The organism is Natribacillus halophilus, assembly GCF_900100185.1.
In the GTDB taxonomy this organism is placed as follows: Bacteria; Bacillota; Bacilli; order Bacillales; family Marinococcaceae; genus Natribacillus; species Natribacillus halophilus.
The window spans coordinates 46,436-68,601 of record NZ_FNEN01000009.1 but is presented as its reverse complement, the minus strand read 5'-3'; the positions used below and the strand labels follow the sequence as shown (position 1 = coordinate 68,601).

Annotated in this window: 23 protein-coding genes; 1 reads left to right on the top strand and 22 read right to left on the bottom strand. The window is 50.4% G+C overall.

Annotated elements, in window-relative coordinates:
• Positions 1-4 precede the first annotated feature (4 nt).
• Complete coding sequence (locus BLS58_RS11205; RefSeq protein ID WP_090398889.1) at positions 5-2,314, bottom strand: FtsK/SpoIIIE family DNA translocase; 2,310 nt, start codon at positions 2,312-2,314, stop codon at positions 5-7.
• A 274-nt stretch (positions 2,315-2,588) separates the two neighbouring features.
• Between BLS58_RS11205 and BLS58_RS11200 the strand changes: the two genes are divergently transcribed.
• Positions 2,589-2,789 (top strand): hypothetical protein, encoded by a 201-nt coding sequence (locus tag BLS58_RS11200; RefSeq protein ID WP_090398888.1) that lies wholly within the window; start codon positions 2,589-2,591, stop codon positions 2,787-2,789.
• Positions 2,790-2,844: 55 nt separating this feature from the next.
• Here BLS58_RS11200 and BLS58_RS11195 read toward each other — a convergent pair whose 3' ends face one another.
• The 21 genes from BLS58_RS11195 to rimP all read right to left on the bottom strand — a co-directional run bounded on the left by BLS58_RS11195 (position 2,845) and on the right by rimP (position 22,025).
• Entirely contained in the window at positions 2,845-3,054 is a 210-nt protein-coding gene (locus tag BLS58_RS11195) for a YlzJ-like family protein (protein ID WP_090398887.1), read from the bottom strand.
• Positions 3,051-3,779, bottom strand: coding sequence for a ClpP family protease (locus BLS58_RS11190; RefSeq protein WP_090398886.1), 729 nt, complete (start codon positions 3,777-3,779; stop codon positions 3,051-3,053). The genes BLS58_RS11195 and BLS58_RS11190 overlap by 4 nt, the downstream gene beginning before the upstream one ends.
• A 103-nt stretch (positions 3,780-3,882) precedes the next feature.
• Positions 3,883-5,553, bottom strand: coding sequence for a ribonuclease J (locus BLS58_RS11185; RefSeq protein WP_090398885.1), 1,671 nt, complete (start codon positions 5,551-5,553; stop codon positions 3,883-3,885).
• Positions 5,554-5,767: 214 nt separating this feature from the next.
• Positions 5,768-6,988, bottom strand: coding sequence for an aspartate kinase (dapG, locus tag BLS58_RS11180; protein WP_090398884.1), 1,221 nt, complete (start codon positions 6,986-6,988; stop codon positions 5,768-5,770).
• The gene (locus BLS58_RS11175) at positions 6,985-8,034 is read right to left on the bottom strand and encodes an aspartate-semialdehyde dehydrogenase (RefSeq protein ID WP_090398883.1); all 1,050 of its coding nucleotides are present in this window, start codon (positions 8,032-8,034) and stop codon (positions 6,985-6,987) included. Before BLS58_RS11175 ends, dapG begins: the two co-directional genes overlap by 4 nt.
• Before the next feature lie 102 nt (positions 8,035-8,136).
• Positions 8,137-8,730 (bottom strand): dipicolinate synthase subunit B, encoded by a 594-nt coding sequence (locus tag BLS58_RS11170; RefSeq protein WP_090398882.1) that lies wholly within the window; start codon positions 8,728-8,730, stop codon positions 8,137-8,139.
• A 3-nt stretch (positions 8,731-8,733) separates the two neighbouring features.
• On the bottom strand, positions 8,734-9,618 hold the full coding sequence (gene dpsA / locus BLS58_RS11165) for a dipicolinate synthase subunit DpsA (protein ID WP_090398881.1): 885 nt from the start codon (positions 9,616-9,618) through the stop codon (positions 8,734-8,736).
• A gap of 147 nt (positions 9,619-9,765) precedes the next feature.
• Positions 9,766-10,002: a YlmC/YmxH family sporulation protein gene (locus tag BLS58_RS11160; RefSeq protein WP_090398880.1), complete on the bottom strand. Its 237-nt coding sequence runs from the start codon at positions 10,000-10,002 to the stop codon at positions 9,766-9,768.
• Between the two features lie 42 nt (positions 10,003-10,044).
• Entirely contained in the window at positions 10,045-11,295 is a 1,251-nt protein-coding gene (locus tag BLS58_RS11155; RefSeq protein WP_090398879.1) for a M16 family metallopeptidase, read from the bottom strand.
• Positions 11,280-12,311 (bottom strand): polysaccharide deacetylase family protein, encoded by a 1,032-nt coding sequence (locus BLS58_RS11150; RefSeq protein WP_090398878.1) that lies wholly within the window; start codon positions 12,309-12,311, stop codon positions 11,280-11,282. The genes BLS58_RS11155 and BLS58_RS11150 overlap by 16 nt, the downstream gene beginning before the upstream one ends.
• A 100-nt stretch (positions 12,312-12,411) precedes the next feature.
• On the bottom strand, positions 12,412-14,493 hold the full coding sequence (pnp, locus tag BLS58_RS11145; RefSeq protein ID WP_090398877.1) for a polyribonucleotide nucleotidyltransferase: 2,082 nt from the start codon (positions 14,491-14,493) through the stop codon (positions 12,412-12,414).
• An 86-nt stretch (positions 14,494-14,579) separates the two neighbouring features.
• A complete protein-coding gene (gene rpsO, locus BLS58_RS11140) occupies positions 14,580-14,849 on the bottom strand; it encodes a 30S ribosomal protein S15 (protein WP_090398876.1) in 270 nt (89 codons plus the stop codon).
• Between the two features lie 142 nt (positions 14,850-14,991).
• Positions 14,992-15,945, bottom strand: a complete 954-nt coding sequence (gene ribF / locus BLS58_RS11135; RefSeq protein ID WP_245723144.1) for a riboflavin biosynthesis protein RibF — start codon at positions 15,943-15,945, stop codon at positions 14,992-14,994.
• Between the two features lie 14 nt (positions 15,946-15,959).
• Positions 15,960-16,883, bottom strand: a complete 924-nt coding sequence (truB, locus tag BLS58_RS11130) for a tRNA pseudouridine(55) synthase TruB (RefSeq protein ID WP_342705654.1) — start codon at positions 16,881-16,883, stop codon at positions 15,960-15,962.
• A 27-nt stretch (positions 16,884-16,910) separates the two neighbouring features.
• Complete coding sequence (gene rbfA, locus BLS58_RS11125) at positions 16,911-17,258, bottom strand: 30S ribosome-binding factor RbfA (RefSeq protein WP_090398875.1); 348 nt, start codon at positions 17,256-17,258, stop codon at positions 16,911-16,913.
• A gap of 14 nt (positions 17,259-17,272) precedes the next feature.
• On the bottom strand, positions 17,273-17,548 hold the full coding sequence (locus tag BLS58_RS11120) for a DUF503 domain-containing protein (RefSeq protein ID WP_090398874.1): 276 nt from the start codon (positions 17,546-17,548) through the stop codon (positions 17,273-17,275).
• Positions 17,545-19,707, bottom strand: a complete 2,163-nt coding sequence (gene infB / locus BLS58_RS11115) for a translation initiation factor IF-2 (RefSeq protein WP_090398873.1) — start codon at positions 19,705-19,707, stop codon at positions 17,545-17,547. Before infB ends, BLS58_RS11120 begins: the two co-directional genes overlap by 4 nt.
• 18 nt (positions 19,708-19,725) lie before the next feature.
• On the bottom strand, positions 19,726-20,058 hold the full coding sequence (locus BLS58_RS11110; protein ID WP_090398931.1) for a YlxQ family RNA-binding protein: 333 nt from the start codon (positions 20,056-20,058) through the stop codon (positions 19,726-19,728).
• A 5-nt stretch (positions 20,059-20,063) separates the two neighbouring features.
• The gene (gene rnpM, locus BLS58_RS11105; protein ID WP_090398872.1) at positions 20,064-20,327 is read right to left on the bottom strand and encodes an RNase P modulator RnpM; all 264 of its coding nucleotides are present in this window, start codon (positions 20,325-20,327) and stop codon (positions 20,064-20,066) included.
• Positions 20,324-21,499 (bottom strand): transcription termination factor NusA, encoded by a 1,176-nt coding sequence (gene nusA / locus BLS58_RS11100; RefSeq protein WP_090398871.1) that lies wholly within the window; start codon positions 21,497-21,499, stop codon positions 20,324-20,326. Before nusA ends, rnpM begins: the two co-directional genes overlap by 4 nt.
• 58 nt (positions 21,500-21,557) lie before the next feature.
• Positions 21,558-22,025: a ribosome maturation factor RimP gene (gene rimP, locus BLS58_RS11095; protein WP_090398870.1), complete on the bottom strand. Its 468-nt coding sequence runs from the start codon at positions 22,023-22,025 to the stop codon at positions 21,558-21,560.
• Between the last annotated feature and the right edge of the window lie 141 nt (positions 22,026-22,166).

Genomic DNA, 22,166 nt, shown 5'->3' with positions numbered 1-22,166 from the left:
CACCTCAAACATTGGATATATCATCGGGAGCCTGGTATAACACTTCCCGCGGTTTTTTGCCTTCGTACGGACCAACGATCCCCTGCGCTTCCATCTCGTCGACGAGTCGGGCCGCGCGCGTATAACCGATCCGAAAACGTCGTTGCAGCATGGAGACGGAGGCGGCATTCATTTGTACGACGAGGTCTACAGCATCATAATACAGTTCATCCTCGGGTTCTGCGCTCGTTTCCGGCACTTCCTCGGGCATCATTTCTTCCTGATAAGACGCTTTTTGCTGGTTGATGACATCATTGACAACTGCTTCCACCTCATCGTCGGAGATAAAGGCGCCCTGAATGCGCGTGGATTTGTTCGCGCCCACCGGGATAAATAACATATCTCCGCGCCCGAGCAGTTTTTCCGCGCCGCCGGCATCGAGGATGGTGCGTGAATCCGTCTGACTGGAAACGCCAAAAGCAATCCGCGAGGGAATGTTTGCCTTAATAACACCGGTGATCACGTCTACCGAAGGGCGTTGGGTCGCAAGAATCATATGAATCCCCGCGGCTCTGGCCATCTGTGCCAGGCGGGTAATCGCGTCTTCGACTTCCCCGGAGGCTACCATCATCAAATCCGCCAACTCATCAACGATGACGACAATATAGGGAAGTTTAGGTTGTTCGTCCCCATGTTCATTTTGCTTCCGTATCATTTCATTATACGCTTCAATGTTGCGAGCCCCGTTATGCGAGAACAGATCATAGCGCCGTTCCATTTCCGCAACGACTTTTTTAAGGGCCTGGGCAGCTTTTTTCGGTTCGGTGACGACCGGGGTTAACAGGTGTGGAATCCCGTTGTACACGTTGAGCTCGACCATTTTCGGGTCAATCATCATTAACTTGACTTCGTTTGGCTTCGCCTTCATGAGTATGCTTGTGACAATACCATTGATGCAGACACTTTTCCCGCTTCCCGTAGCACCGGCGACGAGCATGTGGGGCATCGTGTCGAGATCGGCGGTCATCGGTTCACCGGATATGTCCCGTCCTAAAGCGACGGAAAGCACATGGGATTTTTGCGCTTTATCCGATTCGAGTACTTCCCGTAACGTAACCATGGAGATATCCTGATTGGGCACTTCGATACCTACTGCGGCTTTCCCCGGAATCGGTGCTTCAATGCGGATGTCCTTGGCCGCCAGAGCGAGGGCAATATCATCGGTGAGACTGACGATTTTGCTTACTTTCACACCTGTGGCAGGCTGAACCTCATATTTGGTCACGGCGGGACCTAAATGTACCTCGTTCACTTGCGCCTGCACCCCAAAGCTTTGCAGTGTGTCCTCCAGTTTTTTGGCATTTGAAGACACATGGCTACGGTCATTCATTTGCTTATTCTGGACGGGAGCGCTCAATAGCTTCAGCGCCGGCAGACGGTAATCTTCATTGGTCGTCTCCGAAGTCAGCAGCGGCGTCATTTCTCCTTTATCCGCTTCCTTTTCAGAAGAGGATGGTTTTGCCGCCGCGTGGGACGTTTTCGACTCTTCCTGATAGGCTTGCTCTTTAAAATTATGAATCACCGGCCGATCATCGTCTTCCTTGCCTGAGGCCTGCGGTGGCTTGGATTCAGCTTTCCCCGACCCTTTTTGTTTCGGTGTCGCTGTTGCACTGGTCGCGGCCGACGATGCTGTCGTTTTGGCCTGGCGACTTTGCCGGAGTTTTTGCAGCGTTTGCCCGAGGGAAGCAGCCATCGCTTTGACCTGTTTTAATACCCATTGACCGGTTTCTTTTAGCGACTTTCCGCTTAAAAGCACAAAACCAATGACGACGAGTAAGATGGCGAGCACATGCGTACCGGTGACATCGACGAGAAAGGTGCCGGTGGCATACCCTACTGCACCGATCATGCCGCCGCCGAGGTCATCAGCCTGTCCGGTAAGATCGAGCGTGTAAAGCTGGAAAGTGTTCATAATCACGGAACCATCCTGAAAGGGGCCACTGTTTGCCAAATTTTCAAATAAACCGAGATGGCTATATAAAAGAACGGTAAACATGATCGTATAGACACCAGCTAAACGACGTGACCAAAAACTCACGAACGTGCGCTTGAATATGAGCGTGATGGCAAAGGCATATAAAAAAGCGGTCAAAAAATGATGCCATTCACCGGCAAAAAAACGAAAAAGTTGAATGATAATCGTTCCGACCGGCCCATATGTAAAGGTGGCGATAACGGCGAGGGCGAGGAGTATCAAGCCCGATACTTCAAACTTCAGCTGGCTTGTCCATTCTTGCTGTTTCTTTCTTCTGCGTCTTTTCTTTTTGTTCGCCATGAAGAGACCCTCCTTCCTGGACTGTCTCTCTATGATAACCCGAGCCGCATACGATTGCTGTCATTTCTTGGCAGATAAGAAAGTATAAAACTTCTTACCCTGCATAAGTGCAACTAAGGGCAAGTTTTCTTTACGACGGGTGGCAGTCCTTGCCTATTATAACATAGACATGGAAAGTTGTTGGCACACATTTTCAGGCTGAACGCTTTTTTAAAAAAAGCAATCGGGCTATAATAAATAAAGTACATCGTTTATTGAGAACAGGAGAATGTTGATGAACATAGGAATAATCATACTGTTACTGGTAGGGGCCGGTGTGATCATAGGGATTACGCTTGCCATCGGCCGAAATCCCGATAACAATCACAATTACAGCAGCGAATCCAGTTTTAAACTCATGACTGTCATGTATTCGGTGGTCGTTCCGATCATTCTCGTCATTGCGGTCGCCGTTTTCGCCTTTTTCTTTATGTAGTGCGGTAATAATCTGACAAATTTATATAGGCTGGCAGATCCAGCCTATACTGCTGCTAATCATCGCTTTGCCACCACTCCCCGGGCTGGTAATCACTTCGCAAGTAATCAGCCGGGTTCGAGCTGACTAAACGCTGGACGAACCAGCGCCCTTCCTCGTCCTTTTGCAGAATGACCGTACCCGAAGAGGTATCCTTGTATTTGACTTCCGTATCGTTCTCCTCTTGCAACACATCCTCAAGAGGCATCGTTGTATAAATAATCATTGTAGCATGTTCCCTTCTTTTTCCTGGATCAGTTCGTTCAGTTTACGGATGGCAGGTCCCACTCCTCCCGGGGAATGGATGAGCCCATGATCAACGGCGTCTTTACCGATGACATTGGTGCCGATATCTCTCGATAAATTGCCTTTGGCAAACATCAATTCCCTGAACTTATCTTCTGTCGTATTGGAATGATGGATGACAAATTTAATGATTCGCTCCTGCATTTCCTCGATGTACTCAAAGGTTTGCGGCACGCCAACCACCATCCCGTTCAAACGGATAGGGTGAATCGTCATCGTCGCCGTTTCGGCAATAAACGAGTAATCCCCGGCGACAGCGATGGGTACCCCGATAGAATGCCCGCCGCCAAGCACGATGGTCACCGAAGGTTTATCCATGCTCGCCACCATCTCCGCGATCGCCAGTCCGGCCTCAACATCACCGCCGACGGTATTGAGCACGAGTAAAAGCCCCTTGATCTTGGGGTTTTGTTCAATAGCTACCAATTGGGGAATGATATGCTCATACTTTGTCGTTTTATTTTGTGGCGGCAATTGCATATGACCTTCGATTTGCCCGATCACCGTGATAACATGAATGTCCGAATTCTCCGCTTTAGGTACATTCGTTTCGCCGAGTGCCTGAATCTTGTCGACGAGTCCCTGGGCCGTTTCGTCTGATTGTTGGTCAGGCTCGTTCGGTTGGTTCGGCTGTTCTTCTGCCATTTTACCTGCCTCCTTTATGCTTTTTAGTATGGGAGGCCATAGCGTTATTCATGCATGAAAAAAGGCTTGCTCCTCTTTTTCAGGAGCAAGCCTTTTTTTGTGTTTACACTTCCATAATGATCGGCAGAATCATCGGTCTGCGTTTCGTCTGGTCAAACAGATAACGGCTGAGTACATCACGGACATTGCTTTTAAGCGATGACCATTCATTGACATTGTCATTCATGCATTCGCGCAACGTCTCCGTTACTTTTTGTTTTGCTTCATCCAATAATTCTTCGGATTCACGCACATAAACGAAGCCGCGGGAAATAATATCGGGACCGGAAACAAAGGTATTTGCTTTTTTGTTTAAAGTGACGACGACGACGAGAATGCCATCTTTAGATAAAAGGCGCCGATCTCTTAACACGATATTGCCGACGTCACCGATGCCCAGTCCATCGACGAGGACATTCCCCGCCGGCACTTTCGTACTTTTGGTCGCATTCTTCTCTTCAAGCTGCAACACTTCTCCATTTTGCAACAAATGGACGCGTTCGGGATGCACGCCGGTCGTTTGCGCCAAATTTCCATGCGCAATTTGCATGCGGAATTCGCCCTGAACCGGGACGAAATGACGCGGTTTCATTAAATTCAGCATAAGCATAAGCTCTTCCTGGCTGGCGTGGCCGGATACATTCACGTCTTTATCGGAGTGGACGACTTCGGCCCCCACTTTATAGAGAAAATCGACGACGCGCCCGATGGATTTTTCTTTTCCCGGGGTGGGGATCGCCGAGATGATGACTGTATCCTTCGGCATAATCGAGAGTTGACGATCGGTTCCTTTAGCCATTCGATGCAGGGCCGATGTCGGTTCTCCCTGGCTGCCGGCTGTTAATACGGCAATCTTTTCTCCTTTGTGATTGGCCAGTTCATCGACATTGATCATTAAATTTTTCGGTACGCGCAGATAACCGAGACGCTTGGAAATATTGATGACTTTTTTCATCGCTTCACCGACGACCGCGACCTTACGGTTCGTCTCCCTGGCCGCGTCCATAGCCTGTTGAATGCGGTACACATTCGATGACGGCGTACTGACAATCACACGACCGAGCGCTTCACGAAAAACGGCTTTAATCCCCGGTTCGGTCACCTTCTCCGAAGGGGTGGTCCCGGGAAGTTCGGCGTTTGTGCTGTCGGAGAGTAAGCACAGGACGCCTTTTTTCCCATATTCTGTCATTCTGCCAGTATCGGCAAACTTGCGATCCGCCGGGGTCTGATCAAATTTAAAATCACCGGTGTATACGACGTAGCCCTGGGGTGTGTCAATCGCCACCCCGATGCAATCAGGAATGCTATGGCTGACTCGGAAAAATTCAGCTTTTACGTTTCCGATCTTCACACGGTCACCCGGTGACACGATTTTTATCTCCGTTTTCTTCAGCAAGTGATGGGTTTTAAGATCATCTTCAATGAGACCCATCGTTAATTTCGTACCATAGACCGGTACTTGCAATTTCTTTAATACGTACGGCAACGCTCCGCAATGCTCAGCATGACCATGCGAAAGAATGATGCCTTTGACCCGTTCCTGGTTTTGTACGAGATAGGAAATATCGGCAATAACAATATCAACGCCGAGCATATCGTCTTCCGGGATCATCTGACCCGCGTCGAGGACGATCATCTCGTCGTTTACTTCCACGACGTACATATTTTTGCCTGTTTCACCGAGTCCGCCCAAGGCAAAAACACGCACTTTGCTTGTATTTTCCTGCTTTGACACTATCAGTTCCTCCTAATGATTTGGTTGTTTCCGATTTGAAAGTGAAAGGCTGACCTTTCACGATGAGAACATGATCTTTCCCGAACGAATGAACTGATAGTCAGTATACCCTAATCATCGTGATCAAGACAAGTCAAAATGTCTGGGATATTTTTGTGTGAAGCTGAAAAAAGCACGCCCGCGGGCGTGCAACCACATCAATCCGGATATTTTTTCACTGATTGTCGGCCAGTTTGAACACCCCATGAAGCGCGTTAACGGCATCATTCAGCTCTTCTTCGCGGACGAGGACCCAAATGGTCGTGTGCGAGTCTGTGGCCTGCAAAATATCGATCCCCGCTTCATGAAGGGCGAGGGTGATGCGGGATACCACACCCGGAACGCCCGTCATTCCCGCACCGACGGCTGAAACCTTGGCACAGCCGTGCAAAAGCGTCGGCGGGTAGTTGGCATCGACCAGTTTTCGTTCCACCTGTTGGCTCTTTGCTTCCGGGATGGTAAAAACGATGGAGGTGGTATCAATATTAATAAAGTCAACGCTGATCCCTTCCGCCGCCATGCGCTCGAAAATAAGGGAAGGCGCTTCAAGATCCTCCCGTTCCTTCGAAACGATCACTTGTGTAATGCCTTTGAGATAAGTGATGCCGGTGATGAGCCGCTCCTGTACATCGCTCCCGGGGGCGCTGCCATGGGTGGAAGAGACGAGCGTGCCGTCGCCGTCTGAAGTGAGGGAGCGAATGCGAATCGGCACTTCCGCATGCATGGCGATTTCGACGGCCCGCGGATGGATAACTTTCGCTCCCTGATGGGCCAGATTCGCCACTTCCGTATAAGTGAGTGACTTCATGGGCCGGGCATCATTAACGATGCGAGGGTCGGCGGTCATAATGCCCTCAACATCGGTGAAAATATCGACGGTTTTCGCCTTTAAGGCCGCGCCAAGCGCGGTGGCGGAAGTATCACTTCCGCCCCTTCCCAGCGTTGTCGTTTCCCCGCTTTCCGATTCTCCCTGAAAACCGGCAACGACGACGACATCCACTTCATGCAAACGCGCGAGCACAGGCTCAGGCTGCATTTGCGTAATACGCGCCTCGCCAAATTCTTCCGTTGTCCGAAATCCTGCTTGCTTACCCGTAAGCGCCGACGCTTTTAGGCCTTCGGAAATCAGCAGATTGGTAAAGACAACAGAAGAAATGACTTCCCCGCACGCTTGCAGCATATCCTGTTCACGTCCCGGCAATTGCCCGTCATCACCTGTGATCAGACTTAACAATGTGTCAGTGCTGTAGGGGTCATTCATGCGCCCCATAGCCGAGACAACGACGACGACTTTATAGCCGTCCTGCACCGCCTGTTTGACATGGCCGGCTGCTTTTTGGCGCAACGTTTCCGATTGCACGGACGTTCCGCCGTATTTTTGCACAGCGATCTTCATGACCTGATTAGCCCTAACTTGACGAGACTTTCGGCAATCTGAACGGAGTTGTAAGCGGCTCCTTTCAACAAGTTGTCGGAAACGACCCAGAGATGATAGCCATTCTCCGCGTCAAGATCCCGGCGCACGCGCCCGACAAACACGTCGGGTAAGCCTTTGGCAGCAGTGGCCAGCGGATAAGTCTGCGTGGCGGGATCATCCTGCAGGGTGATGCCTGCGCCGCCTTGCAAAACAGCCTGCATATCGCTTGTCGTTGCCCCGCTCTTTTCCGTTTCCACATATACGGATTCCGAGTGTCCGGTTTCAACAGGCAAGCGTACACACGTCGCCGAGACGGCAAGAGACGGATCGTGAAGAATCTTTTTCGTCTCGTTGACCATTTTCATCTCTTCAAACGTATAGCCGTTGTCCTGGAAGACATCGATTTGCGGGAGCGCGTTAAACGCGATCTGGTAATGCTTTTCATCCTTGGAGACCGGCAACACTTCCGGGGAAATGTCTTCGTCATTTAAGATCTGACCGGTCTGTTCATACATTTCATCGACAGCATCGAGACCTGCACCCGACACCGCTTGATAGGTTGAGACGACGACTTTTTTCAGGCCATAGGCTTGCTTGATCGGCTCCAGGGCAACGGCCATTTGAATCGTGGAACAATTCGGATTGGCGATAATACCCTGATGGTTATGAATATCCGCTTCGTTGATTTCCGGAACGACAAGCGGCACCTCATCAGCAAGCCGATAGGCACTCGTATTGTCGATGACGATCGCGCCGCGTTTGACAGCCTCCGGCGCCAATTTTTTCGAAACGGATCCGCCGGCGGAAAAAAGCGCCACTTGCACCCCATCGAATGATTCGGGGGTTGCTTCTTCAACTGTTAACGTTTTTCCGTCGAATTCCATTTGCTTGCCGGCCGAACGCGATGATGATAACAATTTCAATGATTTGATCGGAAACGCTTGCTCCGCGAGCGTTTTAAGCATCTGTTGCCCAACAGCCCCTGTCGCACCTACGACAGCGACATTAAATCCTTGTTCAGTCATTTCCTTTTTCGTACCTCCTCAAATTGGCTGCTTTCATTATGACATATGATTGCTCCTCTTAAAATAAAGGACTCCAGGGATTTTGGCAACAGCTATGAGCGACTAATCAGCAAACTTTTCTATGATGAGCGGTTGATATTGCTCGCCACGTATCGCTGCTTCAATGGTTGGCGGAATATCTTCCATTCTGGCCACAAGAGACGTCGGTTTTTTATAAGGATTATCCTGACCAAACGGCACGAGATACACGTGGTGCATTTGTAACAATTTAGCCAAATTGCTCGCGTTCAATCCGAGAGCATCATTCGTGGAGATCGCCAATACGACCGGAGCGCTGTTTCTTAACGTCGCTTTCGCTGCCATTAACACCGGAGAATCGGTTTGGGCATTGGCAAATTTACTCACGGAACTGCCGGTCATCGGTGCGATCAACATGGCGTCCAGCGGCGTCTTCGGGCCGTAAGGTTCTGCTTTCGGAATCGAGTTCACCGCTTCCTGGCCGGCGGCCTTTTCGATGGACTCCAGCCACTGATTGGGCGTGCCGAATTTCGTCTCTGTTGTCTGTATCGTGTGACTTACGAAGGGGATCACCTCTGCCCCTTCAGCCTGCAAGGCATTGATCATCGGAATGACCTCTTCCAATGTACAGTGGGAACCCGTCAACCCAAAACCGATCTGTTTGCCGACGAGCATCATTTTTTATCTTCCTTTCTTATTTTCAGATTTCATTAGCGCTAAGGTCACTTGAGCGAGAATGTCCCCGGCCGTTCCGGGCGCAACTTTTCCGGGTAGTCCGGGGGCAATTTGAGCGTTCAGTCCCAGTTGAAGGGCACCATTGATATCAACCCCCCCGGGGCGACTGGCAATATCGAGGATGTAGCCTCTTTCATTGGCTTGCTGCAACATCTCCTTTGTTATAACGAGGAGAGGGATGGTGTTGACACAGATGTCGGACGTAGACAGGGCAGCAGGGAGATGGCTCAGCTCTTTCACTTCATGACCCGCTTGAAAAGCCCTTGCCTGTTCTGTCATATCATCTGTTATCACGGTGACCTTCGCTCCCACCGCTTTGAACAGTTCGGCAATGGTCAGTCCGCAACGGCCAAAGCCTACGACGGTAACATCGGCACCATGAATCGTATCGTCCGTGTTCTCCATCGCCAACATGAGCACGCCTTCCGCTGTAGGGATGGAATTATAAACGGCGACATCGTCCCTTTCCATCCAACAGACGACGTCTTTGACAACATTCTTTTGCCGGAAAAACTCGGTCATAATACCGGTGAAGATCATGCAACGGCTGGACCGTTGTGCAAGCATCTCACCGGTGACTTTAGGCGGTTCGGCTGCATAGTCAGCCTCCACTTTGCCATCCGGTTTTACCCCACTCATCGGAAATAGGATCGCGTTCAATTGCTCCCAGGGAACTTCCGCTAATGTACAAGCGTTAATATTGGCATGAGAGAAAGGCATCTTTTCAAATCCGACCACCGAAATCTGCTCTACATTCTTCTGGAGCGTGTGCACCAGTTGAATTTGCCTACGGTCTCCGCCGATAACGGCGACATGTTCAATGATCTCCACCTCCTTCTATGCCCCTGCCCTTATAGAATATGTGCAGAAGCACAGTCACGTGAGTATCCAGAAGTCGGAGGTCAGAGGCCGGAAGTCGGAGGGGAGAACAGAAATCGGGAAATTAAAAAAAGATGCGGCCGGCGGCAGCCGGGCGCATCAAACTGAACGATTAACGATAATCATATCTTCACCAATCGTATGAATATGGTGCCAGCGTATTTCCAGCGTTTCTTCATTCTTTCGAAAAGGACTCCATCTCGACGTCGGAAACAGAAAAGCTTCAATTTCACCCGTTGAGGCGTTGACACGGGCATCGAGACGGCCGGGAACCCCGAGCCGTTCTCCTTGTTCAAAGTCGACGATTTCTTTAGCGCTCATTTCACTTAACCTCATGCGCTCCCCCTTTTGTTGGCCCTTTTTACATAGCTATGCCGGTCACCGGGAAATAGAACAACCTGTCGGCCATTCACCATCAGGGCTGATGAGGGAAAGGGCATATTCACTTTTATAAAGTTTTTCGGCCACCGCCTGTATATCCCGAGCGGACACGGCATCGATCTCTTCGGTCAACGTGTCGAGAGAACGATGGTAACCGAGGCTTAATTCATTTTTGCCATTGCGGCTCATACGACTGCTCGTGCTTTCCAAGCCGAGCAAAAGACTCCCCTGAACTTGCGACTTTACATTTTCCAGCTCATTGTCTTTCAGCTGCTTGCTGGCAAAATGTTCGAGCATGGCCATCGTCGCGTCTAAAATCTCACCGACGTACTGGGGTGCGCTCCCCGCGTAGACCGTCAACATTCCCCCGTCACGATAAGCGATATGATGGGAGAACACGGCGTAAGCCAGACCCCGCTGCTCCCGTATTTCCTGGAACAGGCGACTGCTCATGCTGCCCCCCAATAACTGATTGAATAAGACCATGGCATAAATTTGCTCGTCCTGAATCGAAACGCCATCAAACCCCAGGCAAAGATGAGCCTGTTCGATGCTCTTCGCCCGCGCTGCTTTATTCCCGTTCAAGACTGGAGGTGTTTCTTGAATATTGCTGCTCTTTTGCGCCAAAAATCCGGAAAACTGCGTTTCTACACATGATAAAAGTGAATCATCGATCTTCCCGGCCAGAGACACAACGACATTGTCCGGTCGGTAGTGCTTATGAATAAAATGCTTGAGTTGTTCCCTGTTAAAGGTTGGAACCGTGTCTTCGGTCCCCAGTATCGGCCTTCCCAGCGGATGGTTTCCATAAGCGGTTGCATCAAGGTCGTCGTGGACGACATCGTCAGCTGTATCCTCAACCATGCGAATTTCTTCAAGGACGACATTGCGTTCTTTCGTAATTTCCTCTTCCGGAAACGCCGGATTAAAAAACATATCACTAAGAATATCCACCGCTTCCCGGGCGTGGGTATCGATCACTTTTGCATAAAAGCATGTATATTCCTTAGCCGTAAAGGCATTCACATAGCCGCCCATACGGTCAAAAGCTTCGGCAATTTCCGTGGCTGAACGTTGCTGCGTCCCTTTAAAAAGCATATGCTCGAGAAAGTGGGTGATCCCGTTCTCCTCTTGTTCTTCATCGCGGGAGCCTGTATAAATCCAAATGCCGATGGATAGCGAGCGTACGTGCTCCATCGGCTCGTAAACAACACGCGCCCCATTCGTTAGTGTCATTCGTTGGACCAATATTCGTCGGCCTCCTCTTCGTCTGCTGGTGCCTGTGATGTACCGCCTGTAACGCGATTCTCACTCATCACGGATGAGATCGGACCGATCTCCAAATCCTGCCTTTGAATACGCTCAATCATTTCACCGATGCCCTCTGCCGTCGGTTCTGTCGGGTGCATCAGGACGGTCGCCCCAGGATGAATGTTATCTGCTACTCGCTCTACCATAGCATCCGGTTCGGGGTTTTGCCAATCCACCGTGTCCACGGTCCAAAGCACTGTGTACATGTCAAGCTCATGGGCAATCTCTACCACTTCATGTCTGAAACTGCCTGAAGGAGGGGTGAACCAGTCCGGTTCTTCATTCAGCGTCGCTTCAATCACTTCGTTCGTATTTTCCAGTTCCTGTTTAATCTCTTCGGCTGACAGTGAAGCCATATCAGGATGAGAGTAAGCATGATTGCCAATTTCATGGCCTTCTTCCTGAATCATGCGCGCGAGGCGCGGTTGGTCACGCACCCACGACCCTTCCAGAAAAAAAGTGGCTTGTACATCCTGTTCATTTAACTCGTTCAAAATCGTCGGCAGATGTTCATTCCCCCAGGCGACATTGATGACAAAACCGACCATCTCCTTATTCGGATTGGCACGGTAAAAAGGCGTCGGCGGTAAATCTCTATAGGTGACCTCAGGGGCTGTATCATGAAAAACAAGGAGCTCTTCTTCATAGCGTTCATGTTCTTTCATATTTTCATAAGATTCACGAACATCGATGACGCGGCCGTTATAGCCGGGAATTCCTTTCCATACATCATCGACCACGGCATCGACTGGGGGTTCATCGAATTCATCTCTCGCCTCTTCAATCTGTTCACGAATCGCTTCGCTGCTCTCTTCGGTTTGCAAATCTTCTGCTTCCTCTGTCCATGTATCTACCGTCTCTTCCGATGTATCTGGAAATGACCAGGCAGTAAAGCCTACGATGACAACGATAAAACCTATAAGTACCTGCAAAAACCTCGTTTTAAACATCATTTAAGCTCACCCCTCGTCCCAGTTTATGCGAGAGTGTAAGCGTTATGTTACTTGTATAAGACAGTAAAAAAACTTGGCTTTTTACCAAGTTTCTCTGCCTTTAGGCCTCTTCGCTCAAAAGCGCTTTGCGTGACAGGTTGACACGTCCCTGATTGTCGATTTCAGTCACTTTTACTTTGACCGCATCGCCGATCTTCACGACATCTTCCACTTTGTTCACGCGTTCTTTCGCTAACTGTGAAATATGAACGAGACCGTCTCTTCCCTTAAATAGTTCCACAAAAGCTCCGAATTTCTCGATCCGTTTAACCTTGCCTTCGTAAATTTGCCCGACTTCAACCTCACGAACAATGTCTTCAATCGTTTGCTTTGCTTTTTCATTTGCGGTCGCATCCGTTGAAGAAATATAGACGGTGCCGTCTTGTTCAATGTCGATTTTTACACCTGTGTCTTCGATGATCTGGTTGATCATTTTACCGCTCGGTCCGATGACATCGCGAATCTTGTCCGGTTTGATATGCATCGTGAGAATCTTCGGTGCATATTCCGATAATTCGGGGCGTGATGTGCTGATGACATCGAGCATGTTTTTCAACACCTGCATGCGCGCGGTTCGGGCCTGTTCAAGGGCTTCTTCCAACACTTCACGGGTGATACCCTGGATCTTGATGTCCATTTGCAGGGCTGTCACGCCTTCAGACGTTCCTGCGACTTTAAAATCCATGTCCCCGAGCGCGTCTTCCATACCTTGAATGTCGGTGAGCACGCTAACGTCATCGTCTTCCTTGACAAGGCCCATGGCAATGCCTGCCACCGGTGATTTAATCGGAACGCCAGCATCCATCATCGCGAGGGTGCTCGCGCAAATACTCGCTTGTGACGTGGAACCGTTGGATTCCAACACCTCGGAAACGAGACGTATCGTGTACGGGAATTCATCCTCGTCGGGAATCACTCTTTCCAAAGCCCGCTCGCCAAGGGCACCGTGACCGATTTCCCGCCGTCCGGGTGCGCGCATCGGCCCTGTTTCCCCGACGCTATATGGCGGAAAATTGTAATGATGCATAAACCGTTTTGACTCTTCCTGCCCGAGACCATCGATGATCTGTACGTCCCCGAGCGCACCGAGTGTACAAACACTAAGGGCTTGTGTTTGTCCGCGCGTAAACAATCCCGAGCCGTGTGTGCGCGGAAGCAGCTGAACTTCAGAGGCAAGAGAGCGAATCTCTTCCGGGGCGCGACCATCCGGGCGGATTTTTTCTTTCGTAATTAACCGGCGAAACTCTTCCTTGACGAGGGATTGCAAAATGTCCTTTACATCGTCGTGCTGGTCTTCGTCGAAATGATCAACGACGGTGTTTTCCACCTCTTGAATAGCCACATCACGCGCATGCTTCTCTTTAACGAGCACGGCATCTTTCATTTGGCCTTCAGCCTGGTCACGTACTTCTGTCTCCAAATCAGCATCCGGCTTTTGTACCGTAACCTCCATTTTCTCTTTGCCGCACTGCGCGATGATATCTTCCTGGAATGCGACGATTTTTTTAATCTCCTCGTGGGCAAATAGAATCGCTTCCAGCATTTTTTCCTCACTTACTTCGCTCGCGGCAGCTTCTACCATATTAATGGCATCCTTTGTCCCTGCCACCGTTAACTCCATTTCGCTCACTTCTGTCTGCGTGCTCGTAGGGTTAACGACGAATTCACCATCCACGAGGCCAATCTCCACACCGGCAATCGGTCCGGCAAATGGGAGATCCGAAATCGAAATCGCGAGCGAAGAGCCAATCATCGCCGCCATTTCCGGGGAAGCATCCTGATCGACGCTCATCACCGTGCTGATGACTTGAACGTCATTTCTAAAGCCATCGGGAAATAACGGTCGGATCGGCCGATCGATGAGCCGGCTCGTGAGCGTGGCCGCTTCCGATGGACGCCCTTCCCGTTTAATAAAACCGTCGGGAATTTTTCCGTCCGCATATAAACGTTCTTCATAATTCACGGTTAGCGGAAAGAACGGCAAATCCTTCGGTTCTTTTGAACCGGTCGCGGTTGTCAGTACGACGCTGTCGCCGTATTTGACAAGAACAGCGCCGTTGGCCTGTTTGGCAAGTTTTCCGATTTCAAAAGAGAGGGTCCGGCCGCCGACATCGAGAGAAAATATCTGTTCTTCACCTTCCATGCAGAAACCTCCTTTACTGGTTATTGTGTTTGTAAAAAAAGCGGGAACGCTTCCCGCTTTTGGCTGAATTCCGTGGCAAGCGGCCGTTAGCGACGTAAGCCCAGCTTGCGGATAATATCCCGGTATCTTGTAATATCCTTTTTGCGCAGATACGTAAGCAGATTGCGACGCTTCCCGACCATTTTGAGCAAGCCGCGGCGAGAATGATGATCTTTATCATGCGTTTGCAAATGTCGGTTTAAGTCAACGATTTGTTCCGTAAGGATAGCGATTTGTACCTCCGGAGAGCCGGTATCCGTATCGTGTGTCTTATACGTATCGACGATCTCCTGTTTACGTTCCTGTGTTAAAGCCATCCTTTCCACCTCCTTTTTTTATTTCTCCACTTCCCTCGCTTACCGCCGGTGGCGCGCGTGAGCCAAGCAAGTGGACCTGTGGTCAATGCAAGAGACCACAACGAATACGATACCTTTTTTTTTATAAGAATGCAAGGGTTGATTAACGTTCAATGCCAAAATAGTGCATAGCGTCTCTCTTGTCCTCTTCCATCTGCGCGATTAATGCCGCGGCCGAATCGTACTTTTCTTCGGGTCGAAGCATTTTTAACCATTGCAGTTCCACCTGTTTCCCATATATATTTTCATTAAATGCGAGTAGATGGGCTTCGATGACAGGCTCTGGCTGCTGATCATGAAACGTCGGCCGGTAGCCGAAATTACAGACGGCCGGATAATCCCTTCCATCCATCCGCACATTTACACAGTAAACACCGGCCGGTGGCACAACATAAGTATGGCCGGGGACGATATTGGCGGTTGGAAAACCGAGTTCCCGTCCGCGTTTATCGCCTTCTACCACTTCTCCACGAACGGCGTGCGGGCGTTTTAATAACGCTCTCGCTTCCTCCAATTCTCCGGCATCTATACATTGGCGAATCCGCGTGGAACTCACTTTTTCCCCGCCCTGTTCCCACTTCGTTACAACGGTCGTCTCAAATCGTCCGCGGGCTTGGGCAGGCAGTGTTTCCATGTTCCCTTTTCCGTATTGGCCGTAGGAAAAGTCAAAACCGGCAACGACGTGGACAGCATGTAAGGGAATGATATACTGATCGACAAATTGTTGCGGTGAAAGGGAGGCAAGCGTTTTGTCAAAGGTAACGACGTATAGTCGATCCACAGCCAATGCACGAATGCGGTCTTCTTTTTCCGGCAAGGGTGTCAGTTCCGGGTAATCCACGCCTTCATATTCCTTGGCAAGAACGGTACGCGGGTGGGGGTTAAACGTTAAAACCCCTGTTTCGGCGCCTATGGTTTCTGCTGTTTCCCGGGCGGTTTCAATCACTTTCTCATGCCCTTCATGAACTCCATCGAAATAGCCAAGCGCCAGTACCACAGGGGGGCGCTTTTCACGGTCGCCCATTGCTAATCCCGCTCGTAAATATTCCACTTGCATCTCTTCTTACCCCCTTACTGGCCAGACTCCGGACTTAGCATCACTTCTGGTTTGATCATGCCCTCTTTTCTGGGATGGGGCACATAAATCGCCAGCGCCCGATCGTCGTGGGTAAAAACAAGGCGTTCGGCGTGTGGATAGTCACCTGTTCGCAAAACAGCCCCGTTTTTAATTTTCTCCGCTTCCCGATGGCTCACTTCGTAGTGCTGACAGTGGCGTAGAACATATTCAACGGAAAGCAGCGCTTGCTCGGCATCTCCGGCATTCGCCCGCCTTTCCATTTCGGCGATGCTCGTACATCGAGGGCGTTCAATGCCCGCGCTCTCTGTTCTTTTCAACTGAGACAAGTGGGCAGGGTACCCTAATCGTTCTCCCGCTTCCACCGCGAGCGTTCTGACGTATGTCCCTTTTGAACATACGACAGAAAACGGAATGCAGAGATGCTCCCCGTCCGGCGACCAACTCGTTTCTCCTGAACGACGGAGTGCGTGAACGGTGACGGATCGAAGCGGACGTTCAACCGCCTCCCCCGCCCGGGCATATTCATAGAGCCGTTTGCCGTTAACCTTCACCGCCGAATACATGGGTGGCACTTGCTGTATGTCTCCGACGAGCGAGTTGAATACACGCTGCAGTTGCTCCTCGGGGATCTCCCCAGGTACGCGGGCGCGGCTGATGACTTCACCACTGGCATCTTCTGTCGTCGTTGTGCTTCCCAGAGCCATCGTGCCTTCATAGACTTTAGAGCTTTCCATTAGTATGGGCACGAGCTTGGTCGCCCGTCCAATGCAAAGGGGAAGAACCCCCTCGACATCAGGATCAAGGGTACCCGTGTGACCAACCTCCCGCGTCTTAAACCAACGACGGGCCAGGAGCACACAATCGTGGGACGTCATCCCGGCAGGTTTTGCCAACGGCAGAATACCACTCACGACCATATTTTCTCCTCCTGAATCGGTATCCGCTTAATCTTCTTTTTTCAGATCCTTGAGCAATTGTTCAATGTGATTGCCGTAGGCGATCGATTCGTCAAAATCAAAATCGATCTCCGGGGTCTTGCGCAGTTGGATGCGCTTGCCGATCTCGGAACGGATGAACCCTCTCGCTTTTTGCAGTCCCCTTAAAGCCTCTTCCTGTTCCTCAGGCTCCCCGAGCACGGTGACAAATACCGTTGCTTGCTGCAGATCGCCGGTAACGTCAACCCCGGTGACGGTAACGAAATCCACGCGGGGATCTTTCACTTCCCGCATAAGAATATCGCTCATTTCCTTCTTCATTTGCTCGCCAACTCGTTGTGCACGCATCTGACTCATCGTTATGCTCCTTCCTACAGCCATTCATACTGGACGGAATGACATTCGATGCCTTCACTGTGATCGATCAGCTTAAGAACGTGGTCAAGTTCTTTTTCAATCACCTTGCGACTGTTGTTAATACAGGCAATAGCAAGCGTTGTCCGTTGCCATACATCCTGGTGGTCCATCCCCGAAATGGAGATATTCAATCGGCGCGCGCGGGTGATAAGACTCTGCAGGATTGAACGTTTCTCCTTTAGGGAATAACATTCCGGCAAAAAGCATTCACAATGGACGAGGCCGATCATGTGCGCGGAACTTCTTCCATCACATAGGCTTCAATGGTATCTCCCTCTTGCACGTCATTAAATTTGGCCAGCGTAATGCCGCATTCATAGTTGTTGCTCACTTCCCGGACGTCATCCTTAAAACGTTTGAGGTCCGCAATTGTGCCGTCGTAAATAACGACGCCGTCCCGCATGACCCGTGCGTTGGCATTACGGGTAATCTTGCCATCTGTGACATAACTCCCGGCGATCGTTCCTATACGTGATACTTTAAACGTTTGCCTTACTTCCACATGTCCGATGACCTTTTCTTCATATTCAGGGTCGAGGAGTCCTTTCATCGCCGCCTCGATCTCTTCAATCGCGTTGTAAATGACGCGGTAGAGACGGACATCGACGTTTTCCGATTCAGCCGTCTGTTTCGCGTTCGTCCCGGGACGGACATTAAAGCCAATGATGATCGCGTTGGACGCAGAAGCAAGGATCACATCCGATTCCGTAACCGCCCCGACGCCGGTATGAATAACATTCACCTTCACGCCGGCGACATCAATTTTCTCGAGGGAGCCACGAACCGCTTCCACGGATCCTTGCACATCCGCTTTTATGATGAGGTTGATTTCCTTGATTTCACCTTCCTGAATCTGGTTGTACAAGTCATCAAGACTCACGCGGGATGTTTGTTTGCGCTGCGCTTCTTTCGCACGGATGGCGCGCCCTTCTCCGATTTGTTTGGCTTTTTTCTCATCCGCGAAGACGAGGAACTGATCGCCCGCTTGTGGAACACCGTTCAGTCCGGTAACTTCCACGGGTGTCGACGGACCCGCTTCTGTCACACGAAGGCCAACATCGCTCATCATGGCCCGGACACGCCCATACGTATAACCGACAACGATGGGATCGCCGACTTTCAGCGTTCCCCCTTGCACGAGCAGGGTAGCTACCGGTCCGCGACCTCTGTCGAGTTCCGCTTCGACGACGGTTCCTTGTGCCCGCTTCGATGGATTGGCTTTTAACTCTTCAATTTCGGCCACGAGCAGAATCATTTCCAAAAGTTCATCGATGCCTCCACCGTTAACGGCCGAAACGTTGACGAAGATCGTATCGCCGCCCCACGCTTCCGGAACGAGTTCATATTCGGTTAGCTCCTGCATGACGCGGTCGGGATTGGCGTTTTCCTTGTCGGTTTTGTTCACGGCTACGATAATCGGGACTTCCGCCGCCTTCGCATGGTTCAATGCTTCAACCGTTTGCGGCATGACCCCATCATCGGCAGCGACGACGAGAATCGTGATATCGGTCGCCTGGGCGCCGCGTGCGCGCATCGTTGTAAAAGCCGCGTGTCCCGGGGTATCGAGGAACGTTACCCTTTTCCCGTCTTCTTCGACTTGATAAGCGCCGATGTGCTGGGTGATGCCGCCGGCTTCCGTGTCGGTGACCTTCGTTTTGCGAATCCCGTCGAGCAACGTCGTTTTCCCGTGGTCAACATGGCCCATAATCGTAACGACGGGTGCCCGCTCCTGTAAATCCTCCGGATCATCGGCTTCTTCGTAACGTTCAATATCGAGTTCGTCGATAACCTCTTCTTCTTCCACTTCCACGCCGAAATCATGGGCAATCAGCTCGATGGACGTTTTATCCAGCTCTTCATTTTTCGTTGCCATAACCCCTAAGCCCATGAGCTTTTTGATGATCTCTGAGGTGCTTTTGGTTAATTTTTCCGCGAGTTCCGCCACGGTTAAGCTCCCGGCGAATGTGATCTTTTCCGGCATTTTTGGCGCTTCTTTCGTCCGTCGTTTTTGGTTTTTATTGCTTTTGCCTCTCCGGCCCGGACCGTGATTCCCGCCTCGTTGCTGGGACCGCTGCTGCGCGTTATTTTTCTTGCCGCGCTGTTTGTTCCCCTGGGCTTTATTCCCCTGGTTCGTTTTCTGGTTATTGTTCTGGGGGCGTGAGGCTTCATTGCCCTGTTTGGGCTTCGATTGTTTCGTTTGCCTGTTTCCTCCCGGGCGTTCCTCTTGTTTCTTCGCTGGCTGCGCTTGCTCCAGCTGCGCGATCTGCTCATCATCAATGACAGACATGTGGTTGCTCACGGCTATATTTTTCGCCTTTAAGTCGGCGACGACGTCCTTACTCGGCCGATTGACGGACCTGGCATATTCATATACTCGCATTTTCGGCATATACACGACCTCCTGCTTCTATTGATCTTCCATCCGGTGATCCTCCATCCGGTGATCCTCCATCTGGATCAATTTATTTGCAAACCCTTTATCTGTGATGCCGATGACCACGCGCTCCTCCTTCCCGATGGAAGTACCGAGCATCTGGCGCGTTCCGACTTGCAAAAGCGGAACGTGATAATATCGGCATTTATCTTTAAATTTTTTGTGTGTGTTCGGTGAGGCGTCCTCGAAAATAAGAACGACATGAAAACGGTGGGTCTTGATACCGCGCGTGACGGTGTCTTCACCGCTCGAAATTTTATTGGCGCGGGCAGCAAGCCCGAGAAACTGATAAAATGTTTGCATCATAAATGTCATTGAAGACGTTCTGTCTCCAGCCTTTCATACGTTTCTTTATCCACATTCACTTTTAAGTGTCGGGATAACAGATCTTTCTGTTTCGCATGTTGAAAACATTCCCCTGTGTTTGTAATGTAGGCGCCGCGGCCATTCTTCTTGCCCGACGGGTCCACGGATACCTGGCCGTCGGTTCCGCGCACGATTCTTACGAGCTCTTTCTTTGCTTTCATTTCCCCGGTGACGATGCATTTTCGTAAAGGGGTTTTGCGTTTTTTCATTCTTCTTTCTCCTCAACGGGCTCGCTATCCCATCGCTCATCCCCGAGGTCTTCCTCAACATCCCAATCTTCGTCGCCCGCGCTGGCAGTCTCGGGTTCCCCGGGGACGCGGGCGGTAGCCGGATCATATAACCCTTGTTCCTCCGCCTCGGAATAACTTTTAATATCGATTTTCCAGCCCGTAAGTTTAGCGGCGAGCCGTGCGTTTTGTCCGCGTTTGCCAATCGCGAGCGAGAGCTGATAATCGGGAACGATGACGAGGGTACTTTTCTCTTCTTCATCCACCTGGACATCGAGTACGTTGGACGGACTTAAAGCATTTCCGACGTAGTTCACCGGGTTGTTGGAAAAATGGACGATATCGATTTTTTCACCTTTCAGTTCATTGACAATCGCCTGTACGCGTTGGCCGCGCTGCCCGACACAGGATCCGACCGGGTCCACTTCGGGGTCTTCAGCGTGAACGGAGATTTTGGAACGGTCGCCGGCTTCCCTGGCCACGGACCGAACCTCGACAGTTCCATCATATATTTCCGGAACTTCAAGTTCAAACAATCGCTTTAAAAGACCGGGATGGGTGCGTGAAATCATGATTTGCGGACCCTTTGTCGTCTTTTCCACTTTCGTAATAAAGGACTTGATCCGGTCATTATGCTGATACGTTTCATTCGGCATCTGCTCGCTTTGGGGGAGGATCGCCTCCACTTTCCCCAAATCAACATAAATAAAGCGATGATCCTGTCGTTGCACGATCCCGGTCATAATGTCTTCTTCACGATCGATAAATTCCGAATAGATGATACCTCTCTCCGCTTCGCGTACCCGTTGCGTAACGACTTGTTTAGCCGTTTGCGCGGCGATTCTTCCGAAATTTTTCGGTGTCACCTCAATTTCAACGACGTCATCAAGGCCATAATGTACACTATATTCCCTGGAAGCTTCAACAGAAATTTCCATTCGGGGGTCGAAAACTTCTTCGACCACTTGTTTGCGGGCAAACACTTTAATTTCGCCATTATCGCGGTTTATATCGACGCGGACATTGGGTGCCTGGCTAAAATTACGCTTATAAGCTGAAATCAAGGCCGCTTCGATGGCTTCGAGCACGATTTCCTTTTCGATGCCTTTATCTTCTTCCAGTGTCGTTAAAGCTTCCAAGAAGTCGCTGTTCATAACTACTTGATCCCCTTTCAGTGAACGCGCCTTCGCGTTTTGTCCTCTTTGATCTTAACTATAATACGGATAAACGGGCAGTGGCGATCAATCGTTCCGGTACTTGAAAGGCTTTGGTTCGTGTCTTTTCCCGAATATTGATCGTGACTTCTCCGCCCTCATAGGCCGTGAGTAAACCTTCAAATACTTTTTTACCGTCGACCTGTTCATAAGTCTTTACATATACGTTCTTGCCGACAGCGCCTTCGAAATCTTTCGCGTTTTTCAGCGGCCGTTCTGCACCGGGAGAGCTTACTTCCAAATAATAAAACCCCGGAATCGGGTCCTCTTCGTCGAGCTTTTGGCTGAGACGCTCACTGACGAGACTGCATTCTTCCAGACCTACGCCTTCATCGTTATCAATAAATACGCGTAAAACCCAGTTTTGTCCTTCTTTTTTATATTCGATATCGACCAGTTCCATATCGAGGTCATCGAGAATCGGTTGCGCGATCACAGCCGCTCGTTCCTTCACATTGTTTGCCATACGCTCCCTCCTCGCTTCGCTTATGTCTATAAGACAAGTAGAAAGAGTGGGAACGAGGCCCCACTCTTTCTCCATACGTATCCGTTGTGTCCAACGATAAAATATCACACATTCAGCACGAATGCAAGCGAATGATAACCT

Excerpts from the sequence above, each read along its gene's own strand:
- infB (WP_090398873.1), bottom strand. The coding sequence starts at position 19,707 with ATGCCGAAAATGCGAGTATATGAATATGCCAGGTCCGTCAATCGGCCG.
- pnp (WP_090398877.1), bottom strand. The coding sequence starts at position 14,493 with ATGGAAGGTGAAGAACAGATATTTTCTCTCGATGTCGGCGGCCGGACC.
- BLS58_RS11200 (WP_090398888.1), top strand. The coding sequence starts at position 2,589 with ATGAACATAGGAATAATCATACTGTTACTGGTAGGGGCCGGTGTGATC.
- BLS58_RS11120 (WP_090398874.1), bottom strand. The coding sequence starts at position 17,548 with ATGATCGGCCTCGTCCATTGTGAATGCTTTTTGCCGGAATGTTATTCC.
- BLS58_RS11195 (WP_090398887.1), bottom strand. The coding sequence starts at position 3,054 with ATGATTATTTATACAACGATGCCTCTTGAGGATGTGTTGCAAGAGGAG.
- BLS58_RS11190 (WP_090398886.1), bottom strand. The coding sequence starts at position 3,779 with ATGGCAGAAGAACAGCCGAACCAACCGAACGAGCCTGACCAACAATCA.
- BLS58_RS11150 (WP_090398878.1), bottom strand. The coding sequence starts at position 12,311 with ATGATGTTTAAAACGAGGTTTTTGCAGGTACTTATAGGTTTTATCGTT.
- rimP (WP_090398870.1), bottom strand. The coding sequence starts at position 22,025 with ATGGCAAACAATGTGAAGGAACGAGCGGCTGTGATCGCGCAACCGATT.
- BLS58_RS11170 (WP_090398882.1), bottom strand. The coding sequence starts at position 8,730 with ATGATGCTCGTCGGCAAACAGATCGGTTTTGGGTTGACGGGTTCCCAC.
- ribF (WP_245723144.1), bottom strand. The coding sequence starts at position 15,945 with ATGCAAGTGGAATATTTACGAGCGGGATTAGCAATGGGCGACCGTGAA.
- rbfA (WP_090398875.1), bottom strand. The coding sequence starts at position 17,258 with ATGAGTCAGATGCGTGCACAACGAGTTGGCGAGCAAATGAAGAAGGAA.
- BLS58_RS11205 (WP_090398889.1), bottom strand. The coding sequence starts at position 2,314 with ATGGCGAACAAAAAGAAAAGACGCAGAAGAAAGAAACAGCAAGAATGG.
- BLS58_RS11175 (WP_090398883.1), bottom strand. The coding sequence starts at position 8,034 with ATGACTGAACAAGGATTTAATGTCGCTGTCGTAGGTGCGACAGGGGCT.
- truB (WP_342705654.1), bottom strand. The coding sequence starts at position 16,883 with ATGGTCGTGAGTGGTATTCTGCCGTTGGCAAAACCTGCCGGGATGACG.
- nusA (WP_090398871.1), bottom strand. The coding sequence starts at position 21,499 with ATGAACAGCGACTTCTTGGAAGCTTTAACGACACTGGAAGAAGATAAA.
- rpsO (WP_090398876.1), bottom strand. The coding sequence starts at position 14,849 with ATGGCTTTAACACAGGAACGTAAACAGGAGATCGTCGATACGTATAAG.
- dapG (WP_090398884.1), bottom strand. The coding sequence starts at position 6,988 with ATGAAGATCGCTGTGCAAAAATACGGCGGAACGTCCGTGCAATCGGAA.
- BLS58_RS11160 (WP_090398880.1), bottom strand. The coding sequence starts at position 10,002 with ATGAGGTTAAGTGAAATGAGCGCTAAAGAAATCGTCGACTTTGAACAA.
- rnpM (WP_090398872.1), bottom strand. The coding sequence starts at position 20,327 with ATGAAAAAACGCAAAACCCCTTTACGAAAATGCATCGTCACCGGGGAA.
- BLS58_RS11110 (WP_090398931.1), bottom strand. The coding sequence starts at position 20,058 with ATGATGCAAACATTTTATCAGTTTCTCGGGCTTGCTGCCCGCGCCAAT.